Source organism: Allobosea sp. 05T433 (assembly GCF_056396065.1).
Genome location: NZ_JBFTKS010000001.1, coordinates 423,229 through 440,748, shown reverse-complemented (window position 1 = coordinate 440,748; position 17,520 = coordinate 423,229). Strand labels below are relative to the sequence as shown.

The following is a 17,520-nucleotide window of genomic DNA, read 5'->3' as shown; positions in this document are numbered from 1 at the left end:
AGACAAAGGGTTAGATCATCGGATTGGATACGATATCCGGTCCGATGATTTAGGCGGAGAGCAGCGCCTCGATCAGCCCCGCCACATGCTGCACCGCCGGATCGCGGTCACTGCGCCTGTGCCAGGCGACATGGAGCGGAAAACCCGGCACCGGAATCGGCGGCTCCCGCACCGCATAGTGCTCGCCGCTATCGCGAGGGAGCGTCCGGCTCGGCAGCAGCGCGATCAGGTTGGAATCGAGCAGCAGCGGCGGAACGATCAGGAAGCTCGGCACGACCATGCCGACATGGCGCTTCCTGCCGAGGACCGAGAGCGCTTCGTCAAGCGCGCCGAAGGTTTCGCTGCGGCCCGAAACCAGAACATGCGGATAGGCGAGCCAGCGATCCAGATCGAAGGCTTGCGCCGCCGGGTGCTCCTTCCGCATCGCCACGACGTAATCGCTGCGGCCTTGCCTGGCAGGAACCCTTCCTGATCTACGAGACACGCAAGGCCGACACTGAGGCGCTGTAGCTCGCCGGAGAGCACTATGCCGGCCGGATCAGCCGCCTTCCGCGGCCCGTCCCGGAACCAGTGCGGGAACCGATCCAGGCCCTGCACGCCGCCAATGCCGCCCCCCTGCTGCTGGCCGGAACCAGCCTCGCGAGGACGACAGGTTAGCTGCGACCTGCACGGGCTTGGATATGGCAGAGCTGCCGCGCGCCGGAAGCCGGGCGCGGCACGCCCGCAGGCTTAGCCTGCCTGTTCCGAGCGGCTGGACGCCTTCAGGATCGCAGCTCCCAAGGCGGATTTCAGGACGGCCCCCACCATGAACGGGACGACGCCAAGGAGCACCGCGCGCTCGACGCCAATCAGGGTTGCAAGCTACGCCGCGCCGATCACCAGGCAGAGCGCATTGCCGAGCAGCATCGCGGCGAAGGACCGCATGAGCCTGCTCCCGCCCCAGCCGCGCTCGGCAAGCCAGCCAACCATCGCGGCCACGATCGGGAAGGAGAAGAGATAGCCGCCCGTCGGGCCCATGAAATGCGGCAGGCCGGACGCGCCGCCGGCGAGAACCGGCAGCCCGAGCGCCGCCTCGAACAGCCAGGCGAGGACAGTGACGGCGCCAAGACGCCAGCCATAGAATGCGCCGATCAGCGTCACCGCCAGCGTCTGCATCGTGATCGGCACCGGAACCATCGGCACGCTGATTTGCGAGGCCAGCGCCAGGAGCAGGGTTCCGAACAGCACGGCGCCCGCCTGCACGAGGACAGGGCGGCGGCTCAGGCGCAGCGGACCGCCCGCCAGCTGCGTCGGAGCATGGGTCATTTCGTTCATTGCGATCTCCATCAGTGATCAGATGCATATTATCTATAATTTATGCATCCGATCTATGATGGACTCCACATCGCGGCGAAGAATGCAAGCCCCCTGCCGCCATGCAGCTGTCATCCGACGATCGAAAAGGCCTCGCGCGTGCCACCGGAGGACGTGCGGACCGGCTTGGTCCCGATCCACTGGACATGCCGCGCAAGCGTCGCCGCCGCGGCCTCGATTTGTCCTTCGCGCAACGCGGAGAGGATAGCACGGTGGTCATGATCGGTGCGCGACTCCCATTCCGAACGCCACGCAGCGAACAGGAACCGGGCGCTGGTCGCATGCAGATCATCGATCGCAGCCAGCAAACGCGGCATGGCGCAGGGAGCGAGGATCAGCTTGTGAAAGCGCCGGTTCGCATCCTCCCATGACCTCACATCCTGCGATTTGTCGCCGGCACGCGTCGCTTCCTCAGCCTGTTCGAGGATCGCCCGGGTCAGATGTGGCGCGGCATGGCGCAGCGCCAGCACCTCCAGCGCCGCCCGCATTTCCGCGACCTCGCGGACCTCCCGCAGATCGAAAGCGGCAACCCGCACGCCCCGGCGCGGCTCGCTGACGGCCAGCCCCTGCGCTTCCAGCCTTTGAAAGGCCTCGCGCACCGGCACATGGCTGGCGCCGAACTCGGCCGCGACATGGTCCTGGCGCAAGCGGGTGCCGGGCTCGATCGCTCCAGAAATGATCCGGTCGGCCAGAGCGCGGCTGATCCGGATGGCGAGCGTGTCTTTCTGTTCGCTGGTCATTTTTTATAGATAATTTTGTTGTGATCTCCTGTCGAGCGCTTCGGATTCCCGGCGCATACCGATGCCGCTTGCCCCGTCGCGGCGTTGCGGCCAGACTCACCGTCAGATCCTGGGAGATCCCTCATGTCGCATCACCCCGCCGATGACCCGATCCTGGGTGATGCCCGCTCCTGCCAGGCGATCGAGCAGGTCATCGTGCCCCGTGCTCATGACCTCGGCGGGTTCTCGGTCAGGCGCGCCCTGCCCTCGATCGGCCGGAAGATGGTCGGACCGTTCATTTTCTTCGACCAGATGGGCCCGGCCGAATTCCTGCTCGGCGAAGGTATCGATGTGCGCCCGCACCCGCATATCGGGCTGGCGACCGTGACCTATCTCTTCGACGGCGAGATCATGCATCGCGACTCGCTCGGCACGGCGCTGCCCATTCGCCCCGGTGCGGTCAACCTGATGACGGCGGGACGCGGCATCGTCCATTCCGAACGCACGGCGCCAGAAGAGCGTCTCAAGGCGCCGAAGCTCTATGGCATCCAGACCTGGCTCGCCTTGCCGAAGAGCCATGAGGAAGTCGCGCCGGAATTCATCCATCACGCCGCGCCCGAACTGCCGCGCATCGTCGAAGGCGGCAAGCGCATCAGCCTGATCATGGGCTCGGCCTACGGCCAGACCTCGCCGGTGAAATTCCCCTGGGACACGCTCTATGCCGAGGCGGTGCTGGCACCCGGCGCCATCCTGCCGCTCGACCCCGATTACGACGAGCGCGCGGTCTATATCGTCTCCGGCAAGATCGACATTGCCGGAGAGGAGTTCGGCGCCGGGCAGTTGCTCGTCTTCAAGCCGGGCGACCGCATCTCGATCCTCGCGATCGACCAGAGCCGGCTGATGCTGGTCGGCGGCGAACCGATGGATGGCCCGCGCCATATCTGGTGGAATTTCGTCTCCTCCTCGAAGGAGCGCATCGACCAGGCGAAGGAGGAATGGAAAGCCGGCCGCTTCGACACCGTTCCCGGCGACGAAGCCGAGTTCATTCCCTTGCCGGAGAGCTGAGGGCAGTCCCCCATAGCTCAGGGCTGCACGCTTGCTGGCCTGAGCCTCCGGGCCGTGCGTGTCCAGATCCGTGGGAAACGATGAACCTGCAGGTCGTCGGACACACAGCCATTCGAAGCCTGCCCATTATCCGGCCTGCAACCCTGATCGCAGCTCGGCCGAAGAGAGTTCGCCCGAAGGAATCGCCCTCAGCGCCGGCATGCGGGAGGCCAGGATCGCGGCGACCGAGAGCGCGAAGAGGATGACGGGGAGCCAGATCGCCAGCTCAAGCCCGAGCCACTCGCCAGCAAGCCCCCCCGCAATCGCGCCTAACGGACGCATGCCATACATCGCCGTCGTCAGCGTGGCACTGACGCGACCGAGCAAAGCCGGCGGCGTCACCGCCTGGCGCAGACTGGTCTGAATGATGCCCCAGAGAATCGGTCCGAAGCCGAAGAGGAAGAAGGCGAGCGCCAGCGCCGCAAGGCCGAGCGTCGCCGGAGCGATGGCCAGCAACAGCGCGCCGAGGAGCGATGAAGCTGGGCCGAACACGAGAAGCAGCCCGGTTGGCAGGCGCGCGATCAGTGTGGCGCCGAAGAACGCGCCAAGGATCAGGCCGGCACCATAGACCGACGAGGAGAGACCGATCGTCTCCGGGGCGAGCAGCAGAATGCGCGCGGCATAGGGTGCGAACAGCGCCATGAAGGCGAAGAAGGCAAGGTTCCAGGCGATGGCGCAGAGCGCGATCGGCCTGAGATAGGGATGTTGCAGGACGAAGGCCCCGCCTTCCGCAATGGCCCGGTGCAACGGCTGGCGTGCGGCTGCCACCGGCCGCTCAGACGGCAGGCGCATGGCAAGCGCCAGGACCACGATTCCACATAGGGCACACAGCGCCAGCCCGAGCGCGCCGATGCCTCTTGCGACAGCCCAGCCGGCGAGCAGCGGCGCGGCCAGGCTCAGCACCGCACGGCCGAGTTCCATCCGACCATTGGCACGCGGCAGATCCCTAACCGCCACCATGCGCGGCAAGAGCACGAAAATGGACAATGCGATGACAACCGGGCCGGTCGCGGCAATGAAGGCCGAGAGTGCCAACGCCCAGTTCGTATGCCCTGAGATGAGCAGCGCCGCGCCGATCAGCGAGCCCGACAGCAACAACCCGCCTCCGGCGAGAATCAGTGAGCGGGGCGCAACCCGGTCCGCCCACACCCCCGCAGGCAGCGAGACGACGAGCCATGCCGCCGACTGAGCCGCGACAAGCAGGCCGACAAGCCGACTGCTGGCGCCAGCCTCCGTCGCTGCGAGCGTGATAGTGTCGAGCGCCAGCTTGTCGGCGAACTGCGCGACGATGCCGGCCAGGAGCAGGCCGAGGGGAAGGTGCGACGACATGGCGGGTTTCCGTCTTTGCGAGGTTGCCGCCAGCGTCCCACGCCGAGGACATCAGCCCCACCCGTTTCCTGTCTTCCGGCGCTGTGACGACCCGCCGGTTTGCCAGCGCCGCTCGCAGGCTTTATTCGAAGTCGATCACCTCGAAGGAACGTGTCGCTCAACCGTGCCCCGCCCTGCCACTCCACTTCTCGATCAAGTGTCCGATCCCGCCGCATTGCGTCGCCTGGACGATGTCCAGTTGCGTCAGCTCGCCGACGAACTTCGCGCCGAGACCATCGATGCGGTCTCGGTCACCGGCGGCCATCTCGGCGCTGGCCTCGGCGTGGTCGAGCTCACCGTCGCCCTGCACCACGTCTTCGACACCCCGGATGACCGCCTGATCTGGGATGTCGGCCATCAGGCCTATCCGCACAAGATCCTGACCGGCCGGCGCGACCGCATCCGGACCTTGCGCCAACCCGGAGGCCTCTCCGGCTTCACCAGGCGCAGCGAGAGCGAGTACGACCCCTTCGGCGCCGCTCATTCCTCGACCTCGATCTCGGCCGGGCTCGGCATGGCGGTCGCGCGCGATCTCGCCGGCAAGCCCAACAATGTCATCGCGGTGATCGGCGATGGAGCGATGTCGGCGGGCATGGCCTATGAGGCGATGAACAATGCCGGAGCTCTCGGCTCCAGGCTGATCGTCATTCTCAACGACAACGACATGTCGATCGCGCCGCCGGTGGGCGCGATGTCAGCCTATCTCGCGCGGCTGGTCTCTGGACGCACCTATCGCTCGCTCCGCGAGGTGGCAAAATATCTGGCGGAGAAGCTGCCTCGCTTCTTCCACGAGAAGGCCAGGCGCACCGAGGAGTTCGCGCGCGGCTTCTGGACCGGTGGAACGCTGTTCGAGGAGCTCGGCTTCTATTATGTCGGGCCGATCGACGGTCACAATCTCGACCACTTGCTTCCGGTGCTGCGCAATGTCCGCGATGCGCAGAGTGGGCCGATCCTCGTCCATGTCGTGACGCAGAAAGGCAAGGGCTATGCCCCTGCCGAGGCGAGCGCCGACAAGCACCACGCCGTGGTGAAGTTCGATCCCGTCACCGGGCAACAGGCCAAGGCTCCTGCGAATGCTCCGAGCTACACCAAGGTCTTCGCCAATGCGCTGATCAAGGCGGCGCGCGAGGACGAGAAGATCGTTGCCGTCACCGCCGCCATGCCCTCGGGCACCGGTCTCGATGCATTCGGCAAGGAATTTCCGGGCCGGACCTTCGATGTCGGCATTGCCGAGCAGCATGCGGTGACCTTTGCCGCCGGCCTGGCAAGCGAGGGCTACAAGCCGTTCTGCGCGATCTACTCGACCTTCCTGCAGCGCGCCTATGATCAGGTCGTGCATGATGTCTCCATCCAGAAGCTACCGGTGCGCTTCGCGCTCGACCGGGCCGGCCTTGTTGGCGCCGATGGCGCGACCCATGCCGGGGCCTTCGATGTGGCCTATCTCGCCTGCCTGCCCGACATGGTGGTGATGGCCGCAGCCGACGAGGCGGAACTGACCCATATGGTTGCGACCGCCGCCGCCTATGATTCCGGGCCGATCGCCTTCCGCTATCCGCGCGGCGAAGGCGTCGGCGTGGAGATGCCGCAAACCGGCATTCCGCTCGAGATCGGCAAGGGCCGGATCGTCCGCGAAGGGTCACGCGTGGCCATTCTGTCGCTGGGCACACGGCTTGCGGAGAGCCTTGCGGCCGCCGAGTTGCTCGCTCAGCGCGGGCTCTCGACCACGGTCGCCGATGCGCGCTTCGCCAAGCCGCTGGACGAGGCGCTGATCCTGCGGCTCGCCCGCGAGCACGAGATCCTGATCACCGTCGAGGAAGGCTCGGTTGGCGGCTTCGGCAGCCATGTCCTTCACCTGCTGGCGAGAACCGGAATGCTCGACGGCGGGTTGAAGGTGCGAACACTGACATTGCCCGATCTCTATCAGGACCAGGACAAGCCGGATGTGATGTACGCGCTGGCCGGGCTCGACGCCGCAGGCATCGTGCGCAGCGTCGAGCAGGTGCTGGGCACGCCGGACGCCGTGCGCCGCGCCTGAGCGCGGGCGGCTGAAATCATGAAGAGCCGGGCGGACCAGCTTCTCGTCGAGCGCGGCTTCTTCGAGAGCCGCGCACGGGCACAGGCGGCGATTGCTGCGGGCCTCGTCTCGGCGGGCGGCGTCACCGTGCGAAAAGCCTCGGACATGATCGCGCGCGATGCCGAGATCCTGGCCGAGGCACCGCATCCCTATGTTTCGCGTGGCGGCCTCAAGCTGGCGGCCGCGCTCGATGCCTTCGGCTTCGATCCGGCCGGGCTGACCTGTGTCGATGTCGGCGCCTCCACCGGTGGCTTCACCGACGTCCTGCTCCGGCGGGGCGCGAGCCACGTGTTCGCCGTCGATGTCGGGCGGGACCAGCTTCATCCCAGCCTAAGGAACCTTGCGCGCGTCACCAGCCTCGAGGCGCGCGATATCCGCGCACTGGCTGCGGAAGAATTTGCGCCGGCTCCGGCGCTCGCCGTGATCGATGTCAGCTTCATCTCGCTGAGGCTCGTCCTGCCGACCGTTGCCGGCCTGCTGACGCCCGAGGCCCGGATCGCGGCGCTGATCAAGCCGCAATTTGAAGCCGGACGAGCGGCGCTCAAGAAGGGCGTGGTGCGCGATGAAGCCGTGCACGCCCAAGTCTGCGCGGAGATTTCGACGCTGTTCGCGGAACTGGGCTTCGCGGTCAGCGGTCCGATCCCCTCACCGATCGAGGGCGGCGACGGCAATCGCGAGTTTCTGATCGGGGGCTACCGGCCAGGTTAGATCAAACCGCAATCCACTTTTCGGGCCGATGCTTAGGACGCTAACTCAGTTCGCGAACAGGGCGTCGATATTGCTCTGCAGTGAGCGGACATCGAAGTCGTCGGTGTCGATCTGGCCGTTGACGTTGATGAAGAGCGTGGTGTGACCGATCAGACTGCGCAACGCTCCAGCTGCGACCTCGACGACTGCCGCGACATCCTCGCCTTCATCCAGATCCCCGAGCAGCGCGGTCGCCGCAGCGATCAACTGGCTCATGGTGCGGCAGAGTTCTTCAAAAGCCTCGATCTGACGAGCGTCGAGCTGGTCGTAGGCAGCAAGCGCCTCAGGTGCGCAGCGCAGCCGCGAGGTCTGGAAATGCTCGCGATAGCCAACGGCCCGCCAGCTTCGGAGTTCCTCGATGATGCCGCGATCCACCGGCACCATTTCGATCAGCATCAGCGCTTCGCCATAGCGATTGAGATAGTCGGTCGAGAGCGGGGGCTTCCCGGTCGGACCCAGCCGTTCATCCGCGTCAACGGCCAGCGCTCTCATCGCGGGGGCGGTCATCCTCAGGCCTCTGAATTGGCGGGACTATGCTCGACCAAACCCGAATAAAGTGTTGATCCGAGCGGTAAGGCTTGGCACATCCAGCGCGACATGTGTGGTCGCTACGCCATTACCCTTCCGCCTCAGGCGATGCGCGAACACTTCGCCTATCCCGAGCAGCCCAATTTTCCGCCGCGCTACAACATCGCGCCGACGCAGCCCGTGCCTGTCATCCGCAATCATGAAGGCGGACGACAGTTCCTGCTGATGCGCTGGGGCTTCATTCCCGGCTGGGTCAAGGACACCAGGGACTTTCCGCTGGTGATCAATATCCGCAGCGAGAGTGCACGCGAGAAGCCATCCTTTCGCGCTGCTTTCAGCCGCAGGCGCTGCCTGATGCCGGTCGACGGCTTCTATGAATGGCATCGGCTCGACAAGGAGAGCCGCCCCTATCTGTTCCGAAAGCCGGATCACGGCCTCTTTGCCTTCGCCGCCCTGTGGGAGACCTGGCATTCGCAGGACGGCTCCGAGATCGACACGGTTGCGATGGTCACGGGTCCGGCCAACGGCCTGATGTCAGCCTTCCACCACCGCTGCCCCGTCATCCTCGCACCTGCGGATCACGCAGCCTGGCTCGATGCCAGCGCGCGCGACGACGATGTCGCAACGCTGCTGAAGCCTCCGGCGGAGGATTTGCTGGAAGCGGTCCGGATCGGGACCGCGGTGAACCGGGTCAGCAATGACGGGCCTGAAGTCCAGGCCCCCTATGACGCGGCAACGGAAAACCGGGCACCGCCCGCAAAGCCGCGCCGGCCGGTGGAGCCACCGGCGCAGGGGAGCCTGTTCTGAGCAGCGTGCCCGTCTGCAGCCAAGCCTGACGGGCTGTCGTCCTACAGCACGGCGCCGGGGTTCAGGATGCCCTGCGGGTCGAGCGTCGCCTTCAATGTCTTCATCAGCGCGAGTTCGACCGGATCCTTCACGCTCGGGAGCAAGTAGCGCTTGAGCCGGCCAATGCCGTGCTCGGCCGAGATCGAGCCATGCATCTCGGTGACGATGGCATGGACGGCGCGATTGATCTCATTCCAGCGCGCCAGGAAGGCCTCCTTGTCGGCCCCGACCGGCTGGCTGACATTGAAATGGATATTGCCGTCGCCAAGATGACCGAAGGGCACCGCGCGGCAGCCGGGGATCATCGCCTCGACCGTCGCAATGGCGCGAGCCAGGAAATCCGGCGTTGCGTGCAACGGCACGGAAATGTCGTGCTTGATCGAGCCGCCCTCGAAACGCTGCACCTCCGACAGCATCTCGCGCAGCTTCCAGAAATCCTTGCGCTGTTCCAGCGAGCCGGCCAGCGCGGCATCGGTGATCAGGCCGTTTTCCAGTGCCTCGCCCAGGAAGGATTCGACAGCCTCATTGAGACCGACCGCGCTTTGAGCCGAAACCTCCATCAGCACGTACCAGGGCGACGGCTCCGAAAGCGGGTCACGGGTGCCGGCCGCATGGCGCAGCACGAATTCAAGCCCGATGCGCGGCATGAGTTCGAAGGTCGTCAATGTGCCGCCCGCACCGGCCTTGGCGGCGTTGAGCAAGGCCAGCGCCTCCGCCGGCCCCGGCAGCGCAAGGAAGGCCGTGGCGCGCGCCGCGGGAAGCGGGAAGAGCTTGAGCACCGCAGCGGTGATGACGCCGAGCGTTCCTTCGGCTCCGATGAAGAGGTTCTTCAGGTCGTAGCCGGTATTGTCCTTGCGGAGTTGCCTGAGCCCGTTCCAGATGCGGCCGTCAGCCAGCACAACCTCGAGCCCCATGCAGAGCTCACGAGCATTGCCATAAGCGATCACGGCGGTGCCACCGGCATTGGTCGAGAGATTGCCGCCAATGGTGCAAGTGCCCTCCGAGGCGAGCGAGAGCGGGAAGAGCCGTCCGGCCGCTTCAGCCGCCTCCTGCGCACGCTGGAGCGTAACCCCGGCCTCGACGATCATGGTGTCGCCTTCGGCATCGACGGCACGAACCTTGTCGAGCCGCTGCAGCGAGAGAATGATCTCACGCCCGTCGGCAACCGGGATCTGCCCCCCGACAAGCCCGGTATTCCCGCCCTGCGGCACCAGCGTCGTCCCGGTCTCGGCTGCAAGCCTGACGATCGCCGCGACCTCCTCGGTCGAGCCCGGCCGCACGACTGCCGTCGCCTGGCCGCGAAACAGATCCCGCCATTCCTTGAGATAGGGCAGCATCGCATCAGGCTCGGCGATGATGTTGCGCGCGCCGACGATGCCGGCCATCCGGTCCAGAACTTGAGCGCTCATAGGGTCTCCGGGGTCACTTCTTGCCTGAGCGCCGAAACCGGGCGACCAGCTCTATGTGAGCGGAATACCGGAACTGGTCGACCGGCGTGACACCGTCCAGCGCATATCCGCCCGCGACCAGAAGCGCCGCGTCGCGTGCGAAGCTCCCGGCATCGCAGGAGACATAGACGACGGTCGCGACCTTGGACGCGGCCAGCCGCTTCACCTGCGCCTCCGCGCCTGCGCGAGGCGGATCGAGCACCACCGCATCGAAGCCGTTCAGCTCGGACTCAAGCAGAGGCCGGCGAAAGAGATCGCGTTGCTCGCCCGTGACGGCCTTCAGCCCTTGCGTTGCGCTCGCGGCCCTGAGCAAAGCCTGCACGGCTGCCTTGTCGCTCTCAAGCGCATGAACCTGCGCCTTCTCCGCCAGCCGGAAGGTGAAAGGTCCGCATCCCGCGAAAAGATCCGCCACGCGCTTCACCTTCGGCAGCGCATCGACGACGAGCGCAGCGAGACGCTCCTCGCCTTCCGCCGTCGCCTGGAGAAAACCGCCGGGGCCGGGCGCAACATAGGCTCGCCCCATGGCCTGCAAAGGCGGGCGGCGCTCGACGATGACATCGCCATGCATGGCGAGCCGGGCGAGATCGAGCCGTTCGGCCACCTCAGTCAGGGTGAGGCGCAGCTTGCCTCCGGCAGGGCCGTGGCCGCGAATATCGACATCGAGCCCGGCCTCGGAGGTCGTAACCTGAAGGTCAAGCGGCTTGTTCGAGCCCCCCAGCCGGTTGGCGAGCAGCTGCGCGACGGCAGGAGCGCGCGCAAGGCCGGGAGCCAGAACCGGACAGGCCTCGACGGCAATGAGGTCATGACTGCGGGCCATCATGAAGCCGACCATCATGCCCGCGCCTTCGCGCCGGGCGTGGAAGGTCACACGGCGCCGACCCACTCCATGCGCATCGACCACCGCCGCTACCGGCGCATCGATCCCGACACGGGCGAGCGCGGTCACGATCTGCTGCCGCTTCCAGTCCTGATAGAGTGCCGGAGGCATATGCTGCGCCGCGCAGCCGCCGCAGCGGGTAAAGAGCGGGCAGATCGCCGCCACCCGCGATTCAGCGGGCGCCAGGATCTCGACGAGTTGCGCGCGGTCGCCATCGCGAACGACCCGCACCGTCTCCCCGGGCAGGGTATAGGGCACGAAGACCGCCCCTTGGGACGTCTCGGCAATGCCGTCGCCGCGCTGGCCGAGATGCGCGATCGTGAGGGTTTCGTTCATGGCGAGAATGGACATGCGGATTTACGTTTGTGACCTTCGGTTTAGGTTCGCCTATCAGGTTGAACCGAAAGAGGGAAATTCGGTCGCCCAATCCACGCAATTCGAAAAATTCTTCCCGTGAAACGAGAAGAAAATTCTCTATCTTGACGTGCAGCGCCGCTCCGGCCCGACCGGAGACGCGTCTCGGCCCGAGGAGCGATTTCCATCATGACGATCCGCAACGGTGTCATCGAAGCCATCGGCAATACGCCCCTGATCAAGCTCAAGCGTGCCTCGGAGATGACCGGTTGCACGATCCTGGGGAAGGCCGAGTTCATGAACCCGGGGCAATCCGTCAAGGACCGCGCCGCCCTCGCGATCATACGCGATGCCGAGGCGCGCGGCCTCCTGAAACCCGGCGGCGTGATCGTCGAAGGCACGGCCGGCAATACCGGCATCGGGCTTGCCCTCGTCGGCAATGCACTTGGGTATCGCTCGGTGATCGTGATCCCCGAGACGCAGTCGCAGGAAAAGAAGGACATGCTGCGGCTTGCCGGCGCGACGCTGGTCGAGGTGCCTGCGGTCGGCTACGCCAATCCCAATAATTACGTGAAGGTCTCGGGCCGTCTCGCCGAGGAACTGGCGAAGAGTGAGCCGAACGGCGCGATCTGGGCCAACCAGTTCGACAACATCGCCAATCGGCAGGGGCATATCGAGACGACCGGGCCGGAGATCTGGCGACAGACCGACGGTAAGGTCGACGGCTTCATCTGCGCGGTCGGCACCGGCGGCACGCTTGCCGGCGCCGCGATCGCGCTGAAGGGTTTCAACCCAAAGATCCGCATCGGCCTTGCCGATCCGATGGGGGCGGCCCTGCATTCCTGGTTCACGACCGGCGAATTGAAGGCGGAAGGCTCCTCGATCACAGAGGGCATCGGTCAGGGCCGGATCACCCGGAATATCGAGGGCGCTCCGATCGACGTCTCCTTCCAGATCCCTGACGAGGAGGCGATCCCGCTCGTCTTCGAACTGCTGGAGCATGAAGGGCTTTGCCTCGGCGGTTCTTCCGGCATCAATGTCGCCGGCGCGATCAGGCTGGCAAAGGAGATGGGTCCGGGCCACACCATCGTGACCATCCTCGCCGATTACGGCACACGCTATCAGTCAAAGCTGTTCAATCCGGAATTCCTGCGCTCGAAGGGCCTGCCCGTTCCTGGCTGGCTGACACGCGGCAGCGAGGGCCTGAAGGACGTGATGGCCCGCGTGCTGGCGTGACACCGTGCTGCTGAACCGCAGGACGTTGGATGGCATCGCAGCCGGGCGCGTCACGCTTGTGTTCCGCCGCTGGCGCCGGCCCAGCGTCAGGGCGGGCGGCACGCTCCTGACGAGCATCGGCCTGCTGGCGATCGAGGATGTCGATCCGGTCGCGGAGATCAGCGAGGACGACGCGCGTGCCGGAGGACATGTCATGCGTGAAAGCCTGCTTGCAGAGCTTTCGAGCCGCGAGGGCCAGCTCTACCGGATCCGCCTGCGGCTTGCCGGGCCAGATCCACGCATCGCCTTGCGGGCGGAGGCCGAGCTTGGCGAGCCGGAGATGCACGACATCGAAACGCGCCTCATGCGCCTCGACGCGCGCCGGGCCTGGACGCTGGCGACGCTCGCACTGATCGCGGCTCATCCGGCACGGCGCGCACCAGAGCTTGCGGCACTGCTTGGCAGAGAAACCCTTCCGTTCAAGCAGGATGTGCGCAAACTCAAGGCGCTCGGGCTGACGGAAAGCCTGACGAGCGGCTATCGCCTGTCGCCGCGCGGAGAGGCGCTGCTCCAGCGCCTCTCGCCCCGATGACGGAGCAGCGATCTACTGGATCGGCTTGACGCTGCTCATGATCGTGTCGATCGCCTTGCCATGCTTCGTGCGCTCCTCATCGGAGCCCCAGAGCGTCAGCATGATCATGCGGTTCTTGCCGGCCGACATCATGATGAACTCGACTGTCGTCGGCCCGTTGTCGTCGCTGGTTTCGAACTGGAAGATGGTCGCAGGAATGCCATTCAGAGGCGCCTCGGCCTTCTTCGGCGGCACCTTCTTGATGTTGTTCTCCTTCATCCACTTCTCGTTATTGTCCAGCATCGCTTCGACATCGCGGGCGCTGGCATATTCGACGGAGAAGAAGACGTCCTTGCCGGGAGACTGGGCGGAGTAGCCATAGGCGATCTCCTCGGTGGCCCAATTGTCCGGCACGGTGATGGTGACGGCAGGATCCTTGTCGGGAACCGCGAAATTGCGCGCATGGGCCGATGTCGCGAGCACGCCCAGAAGGGCGACCGCCGCCAGAATTCGCTTCATGTGATGTTGGTCCAAGGAAGCTTCCGGCACAGCGCCTGGAAAGCCCCTGACCTTTGGCCATTATCGCGGGCCGGGCAATCTTCAATCCAGGCGTCAGAGCCACTTTTTCCAGCGGAATAAGACATAGGGCACCACGGCCGCGACGATCATCATGCCGACCGCGATCGGGTATCCGAACTGCCAATCCAATTCCGGCATCGTCTTGAAGTTCATGCCGTAGACCGAGGCGATCAGCGTCGGCGGCATCAGGGCGACGGCGACGACCGAGAACAGCTTGATGATCTTGTTCTGCTCGATGCTGACCAGACCCAGCGTGGCATCGAGCATAAATTGCAGCTTGCTCGAGAGGAAGGTCGCGTGCTCCTCGATGGCCTGGACGTCGCGAATCGAGGTCCGCCATTCCGGTGCGAAGCCGCTCGCGGCCTTCTTCGGCCGCTTGTAATTGGCCGACAGGAAGAGCAGCACGCGCTCGATTGCCACCATGCTCTCGCGCACATTCGAGATGATGTGCTCGTACTGGCCGATTTTCTGGATCACGCCCTGATAGGCGCTGCCCTGCTCGACCTCGGCCGCCTTGCCGTCGAAGATCCGGCGCGAGGCACCGTCGATCTTGTCGCCGACACCGCGCAGCACCTCGGCGGCTCGGTCGACGATGGCCTCGATCAACCCTTCCATGATGGCTTCTGGCTGCATGCCGCAGCCGCCCGGCTTGGCGACCCGGTTGAGAAAGATGCCGAAGGCACCGGGCTCGTCATAGCGCACGGTCACCAGCGCCTTCTCGGTCAGGATGAAGGTGACGTCCGCCAGCTTGGGGACATTGCTGTCCGACTGGCAGATTACCCGCGCCGTCATGTAATGGGCGCCGTTCTCGGTATAGATGATCTCGGACGGCTCGAGGTCATGCATCTCCTCGCGCGTCGGGATCGAGATGCCGAGATGGGCCTCGACCCGCTTGTCGTCCGTGGAGGTCGGATTGAGGAGATCGATCCAGACGGCTCCCACCGGGATCGGCTCATCCTCCGAGAGCGGGCGATGGGCCAACCGGTCGCCATGGTCGGGGCAGATGCTGTGGATCAGGAGCATAGGGGAGCGACTCGTCGGCAGCCGACAGGCCGCTTTGCTGCAGGGCAGGAACTCCAAGCCACCAACGATGTCAAACCGATGACGCGCCTCGCGGCGCGCTTCACACCCCGCCCTTCACACCGGCTGGCGGCTTGCTGTCGGCGGGCACGAAGAAGTCCGGCATCAGCGGCACTGACGGATCGACGCGGTAGGCCGAAAAGTCGGTGACGCCTTCGCCGGCCATGAAGCTGTCGTCGATCAGGAAATTGCCGGAAAACTGCCGCGACGACTTCAGGAAGATCATATGCGCCGCATCGGCCAGGATCTCGGGCGTGCGGCTCGCCTGCACCATCTTGTCGCCGCCGAGCAGATTCTGGACGGCCGCTGTCGCGATGGTGGTGCGGGGCCAGAGTGCGTTGACCGCGATGCCCTTCGGGGCGAGTTCGCCGGCCAGGCCCAGCACGCACAGGCTCATGCCGTATTTCGCGATGGAATAGGCGAGATGCGGCGCGAACCAGTGCGTCTTCATGTCGAGCGGCGGCGAGAGCATCAGGATATGCGGGTTCTCCGCCTTCTCCAGATGCGGGATCGCATATTTCGAGACCATGAAGGTGCCGCGCGTGTTGATCTGGTGCATCAGATCGAAGCGCTTCATGTCGGTCATCTGCGTGTTGGTCAGATTGATCGCGCTCGCATTGTTCACGACGATGTCGATGCCGCCGAAGGTGGCTGCCGTCTTGGCAATGGCGTCCGCGACCGCAGCCTCATCGCGCACATCGACCATCAGCGGCAGGCATTTTCCGCCGGCGGCCTCGATTTCGGCGGCGGCGGTATGGATCGTGCCCGGCAGCTTCGGATGCGGCTCGGCCGTCTTCGCGGCAATGGTGACATTGGCGCCGTCGCGGGCCGCCTTGAGCGCGATCGCGAGCCCGATGCCGCGCGAGCCGCCGGTGATGAAGAGCGTCTTGTTCTTGAGCGACATGGTCTCTCTCCCTCTCAATCTGGAATGGTGAAACGGTCCGGCTGAGTGCCGTCCTTATCGGTGAAGCCATAGGCTCGCGCGAGATCGGCAACATGCAGCACGGTCCCGGCGTGCCGGTTGACATCGGGATCAGCGGCGAGCGCGGCGACGGCCCTGCCGGCATAGAGTGGCGTCTCCGTCGTCTCGGCCGCCATGCCGGCATCCTGCACGCGCTCGGTCAGGACATGGCCGGGCGAGAGGCCGAGCGCGGTGACACCGTAAGGCCTGAGTTCCTGCGCCATGGCGAAGGTCAGCCGGTTCATCGCAGCCTTGGCGAGATCGTAGACGACATCGCCGAGATAGCCCGCACCGGTATCGAAACCCACGGTGACGATCAGCCCCTTGCGCATCTGGACCATGGCCGGCGCAACGGCCTTCGCCAGCAGGAACTGCGCATAGACGCCACTCTCGAAGCCCTGGCCCAACCGTGCAGCCGGGCGGCGCCAGAACGGCGTGCCAAAGGCCGATCCGTCGGGGTACCTGTCGCCGTCATAGCCCTCATTGCCGCCCCAGACCGCATCGACGACGCAATCGAGCCGGCCGAAGCGTCGCAGAGCCCAGGAGACAAGCTGATCGACCTCGCGCTCCTGCGTATGGTCGCAGCGATAGGGATGCCCTTTGCCGCCGGCCGCCTCGACCTCGCGCGCCGTGTCCTCAAAAGTCTCCGGCCGCTGGTCCGTGCGGGGGCCGGCCTCGCTGGAGCGGCCGGTAACGATGACGGTTGCCCCTGCTTCGCCCAGGGCCCGCGCGATGCCGCGCCCCAGGCCGCGCGAGGCTCCCGCAACGAGGCAGATGCGGCTAGCGAGCGGCGCTGCCGCAAGGTCGGCGCTGGTCACCACCGGAGCGACAATTCCGGTAGCGCAGGCATCGGCAATCCTCTAGACGGACCGTCCCCCGAATCAGGAGAGCCGGAATGGACAGCGCAGACGTCGCCGCCTGCTGGGAGGCCAATGCCGAAACCTGGACGCGCCATGCGCGCGCCGGCTACGACCTTTATCGGGATGCCCAGAACACGCCGGCCTTCATGGCGAACCTGCCCTCTGTCGCCGGGATCGAGGGGCTCGACATCGGCTGCGGCGAAGGCGCCAATACGCGCCGCATTGCGCAGGCCGGCGCGCGGATGACCGGCATCGATATCGCGCCGACCTTCATTCGGCATGCACGGGAGGCGGAAGCGGTCGCTCCGCTCGGCATCGCCTACCAGGTCGCCGACGGCATGGATCTGCCCTTCGCCGACGGGAGTTTCGATTTCGCGACCGCCTTCATGTCCCTGATGGATATGCCGCGGCAGGATCGCGTCCTGGCCGAAGCCGAACGCGTCCTGCGACCCGGCGGCTTCCTGCAATTCTCGATCCTGCACCCTTGCTTCGCCACGCCGTTCCGGCGGGTTCTGCGCGACGAGAACAAGACCGTACTCGGGATCGAGGTGCGCGAGTATTTCCGCGCCACCGATGGCGAGATCGAGACCTGGCGCTTCGGCGCTGCGCCCGAGCATGAGAAGGCCAAGGTCGAGCCGTTCAAGGTGCCGCGCTTCCACCGCACACTGAGCGAGTGGGTCAACCTCCTCATCACGACGGGCTTCACCATCGAGCATATGCACGAGCCGACGGTCGATGCCGAAACGGCGGCGCGCGAGCCCTATCTCGCGGATACCCGCGTCGCGCCGCTGTTCCTGCACATGCGCGTGCGCAAGGCCGGCTGAGGCGCACGGCGC

The 17,520-nt window shown here is 65.7% G+C and carries 17 protein-coding genes and 1 pseudogene; 7 read left to right on the top strand and 11 right to left on the bottom strand.

All coding sequences use genetic code 11. From position 1 onward, the window contains the following. Positions 1–49: 49 nt before the first annotated feature. The 3 genes and pseudogenes from AC1DGP_RS02030 to AC1DGP_RS02020 all read right to left on the bottom strand — a co-directional run bounded on the left by AC1DGP_RS02030 (position 50) and on the right by AC1DGP_RS02020 (position 2,093). A complete protein-coding gene (locus AC1DGP_RS02030; protein ID WP_476831695.1) occupies positions 50–484 on the bottom strand; it encodes a LysR substrate-binding domain-containing protein in 435 nt (144 codons plus the stop codon). Between the two features lie 245 nt (positions 485–729). Continuing rightward, positions 730–1,314: pseudogene (locus tag AC1DGP_RS02025) on the bottom strand (biotin transporter BioY). A gap of 110 nt (positions 1,315–1,424) precedes the next feature. Further along, positions 1,425–2,093, bottom strand: a complete 669-nt coding sequence (locus tag AC1DGP_RS02020) for a GntR family transcriptional regulator (RefSeq protein WP_441489027.1) — start codon at positions 2,091–2,093, stop codon at positions 1,425–1,427. Positions 2,094–2,216: 123 nt separating this feature from the next. On the opposite strand from AC1DGP_RS02020, the gene AC1DGP_RS02015 reads away from it, so the two are divergent. Then, the gene (locus tag AC1DGP_RS02015) at positions 2,217–3,137 is read left to right on the top strand and encodes a pirin family protein (protein ID WP_476831694.1); all 921 of its coding nucleotides are present in this window, start codon (positions 2,217–2,219) and stop codon (positions 3,135–3,137) included. A gap of 126 nt (positions 3,138–3,263) precedes the next feature. On the opposite strand, the gene AC1DGP_RS02010 is transcribed toward AC1DGP_RS02015, so the two are convergent. Further along, entirely contained in the window at positions 3,264–4,505 is a 1,242-nt protein-coding gene (locus tag AC1DGP_RS02010) for an MFS transporter (RefSeq protein ID WP_476831693.1), read from the bottom strand. 163 nt (positions 4,506–4,668) lie between these two features. Between AC1DGP_RS02010 and dxs the strand changes: the two genes are divergently transcribed. Together dxs and AC1DGP_RS02000 are read left to right on the top strand one after the other, a co-directional pair. Next, positions 4,669–6,579 carry a 1-deoxy-D-xylulose-5-phosphate synthase gene (gene dxs, locus AC1DGP_RS02005; protein WP_476831692.1) on the top strand — a complete coding sequence of 637 codons (1,911 nt, stop codon included), beginning with the start codon at positions 4,669–4,671 and terminating at the stop codon, positions 6,577–6,579. An 18-nt stretch (positions 6,580–6,597) separates the two neighbouring features. After that, a complete protein-coding gene (locus tag AC1DGP_RS02000; protein WP_441506533.1) occupies positions 6,598–7,326 on the top strand; it encodes a TlyA family RNA methyltransferase in 729 nt (242 codons plus the stop codon). Between the two features lie 45 nt (positions 7,327–7,371). Here AC1DGP_RS02000 and AC1DGP_RS01995 read toward each other — a convergent pair whose 3' ends face one another. Further along, positions 7,372–7,872, bottom strand: coding sequence for a hypothetical protein (locus tag AC1DGP_RS01995; RefSeq protein WP_441506532.1), 501 nt, complete (start codon positions 7,870–7,872; stop codon positions 7,372–7,374). 90 nt (positions 7,873–7,962) lie between these two features. Between AC1DGP_RS01995 and AC1DGP_RS01990 the strand changes: the two genes are divergently transcribed. Next, entirely contained in the window at positions 7,963–8,700 is a 738-nt protein-coding gene (locus AC1DGP_RS01990; RefSeq protein WP_441489021.1) for an SOS response-associated peptidase, read from the top strand. A 41-nt stretch (positions 8,701–8,741) separates the two neighbouring features. Here AC1DGP_RS01990 and AC1DGP_RS01985 read toward each other — a convergent pair whose 3' ends face one another. Together AC1DGP_RS01985 and AC1DGP_RS01980 are read right to left on the bottom strand one after the other, a co-directional pair. Then, entirely contained in the window at positions 8,742–10,148 is a 1,407-nt protein-coding gene (locus AC1DGP_RS01985) for an FAD-binding oxidoreductase (RefSeq protein WP_441506531.1), read from the bottom strand. 13 nt (positions 10,149–10,161) lie between these two features. Next, on the bottom strand, positions 10,162–11,415 hold the full coding sequence (locus AC1DGP_RS01980; RefSeq protein ID WP_441489019.1) for a class I SAM-dependent RNA methyltransferase: 1,254 nt from the start codon (positions 11,413–11,415) through the stop codon (positions 10,162–10,164). Between the two features lie 192 nt (positions 11,416–11,607). On the opposite strand from AC1DGP_RS01980, the gene AC1DGP_RS01975 reads away from it, so the two are divergent. Next, positions 11,608–12,654 carry a cysteine synthase A gene (locus tag AC1DGP_RS01975; RefSeq protein WP_441506530.1) on the top strand — a complete coding sequence of 349 codons (1,047 nt, stop codon included), beginning with the start codon at positions 11,608–11,610 and terminating at the stop codon, positions 12,652–12,654. A gap of 4 nt (positions 12,655–12,658) precedes the next feature. Continuing rightward, a complete protein-coding gene (locus AC1DGP_RS01970; RefSeq protein WP_441506529.1) occupies positions 12,659–13,225 on the top strand; it encodes a hypothetical protein in 567 nt (188 codons plus the stop codon). A gap of 12 nt (positions 13,226–13,237) precedes the next feature. Here AC1DGP_RS01970 and AC1DGP_RS01965 read toward each other — a convergent pair whose 3' ends face one another. The 4 genes from AC1DGP_RS01965 to AC1DGP_RS01950 all read right to left on the bottom strand — a co-directional run bounded on the left by AC1DGP_RS01965 (position 13,238) and on the right by AC1DGP_RS01950 (position 16,642). Continuing rightward, complete coding sequence (locus tag AC1DGP_RS01965) at positions 13,238–13,723, bottom strand: hypothetical protein (protein ID WP_476831691.1); 486 nt, start codon at positions 13,721–13,723, stop codon at positions 13,238–13,240. 93 nt (positions 13,724–13,816) lie between these two features. Further along, positions 13,817–14,806, bottom strand: coding sequence for a magnesium transporter CorA family protein (locus AC1DGP_RS01960; protein ID WP_441506527.1), 990 nt, complete (start codon positions 14,804–14,806; stop codon positions 13,817–13,819). Positions 14,807–14,906: 100 nt separating this feature from the next. Further along, the gene (locus AC1DGP_RS01955; RefSeq protein ID WP_441489015.1) at positions 14,907–15,767 is read right to left on the bottom strand and encodes an SDR family oxidoreductase; all 861 of its coding nucleotides are present in this window, start codon (positions 15,765–15,767) and stop codon (positions 14,907–14,909) included. 14 nt (positions 15,768–15,781) lie between these two features. Then, on the bottom strand, positions 15,782–16,642 hold the full coding sequence (locus tag AC1DGP_RS01950; RefSeq protein WP_476831690.1) for an SDR family NAD(P)-dependent oxidoreductase: 861 nt from the start codon (positions 16,640–16,642) through the stop codon (positions 15,782–15,784). Positions 16,643–16,719: 77 nt separating this feature from the next. Here AC1DGP_RS01950 and AC1DGP_RS01945 point away from each other — a divergent pair, with 77 nt between their 5' ends. Further along, entirely contained in the window at positions 16,720–17,508 is a 789-nt protein-coding gene (locus tag AC1DGP_RS01945; RefSeq protein ID WP_476831689.1) for a class I SAM-dependent methyltransferase, read from the top strand. Positions 17,509–17,520: the final 12 nt, after the last annotated feature.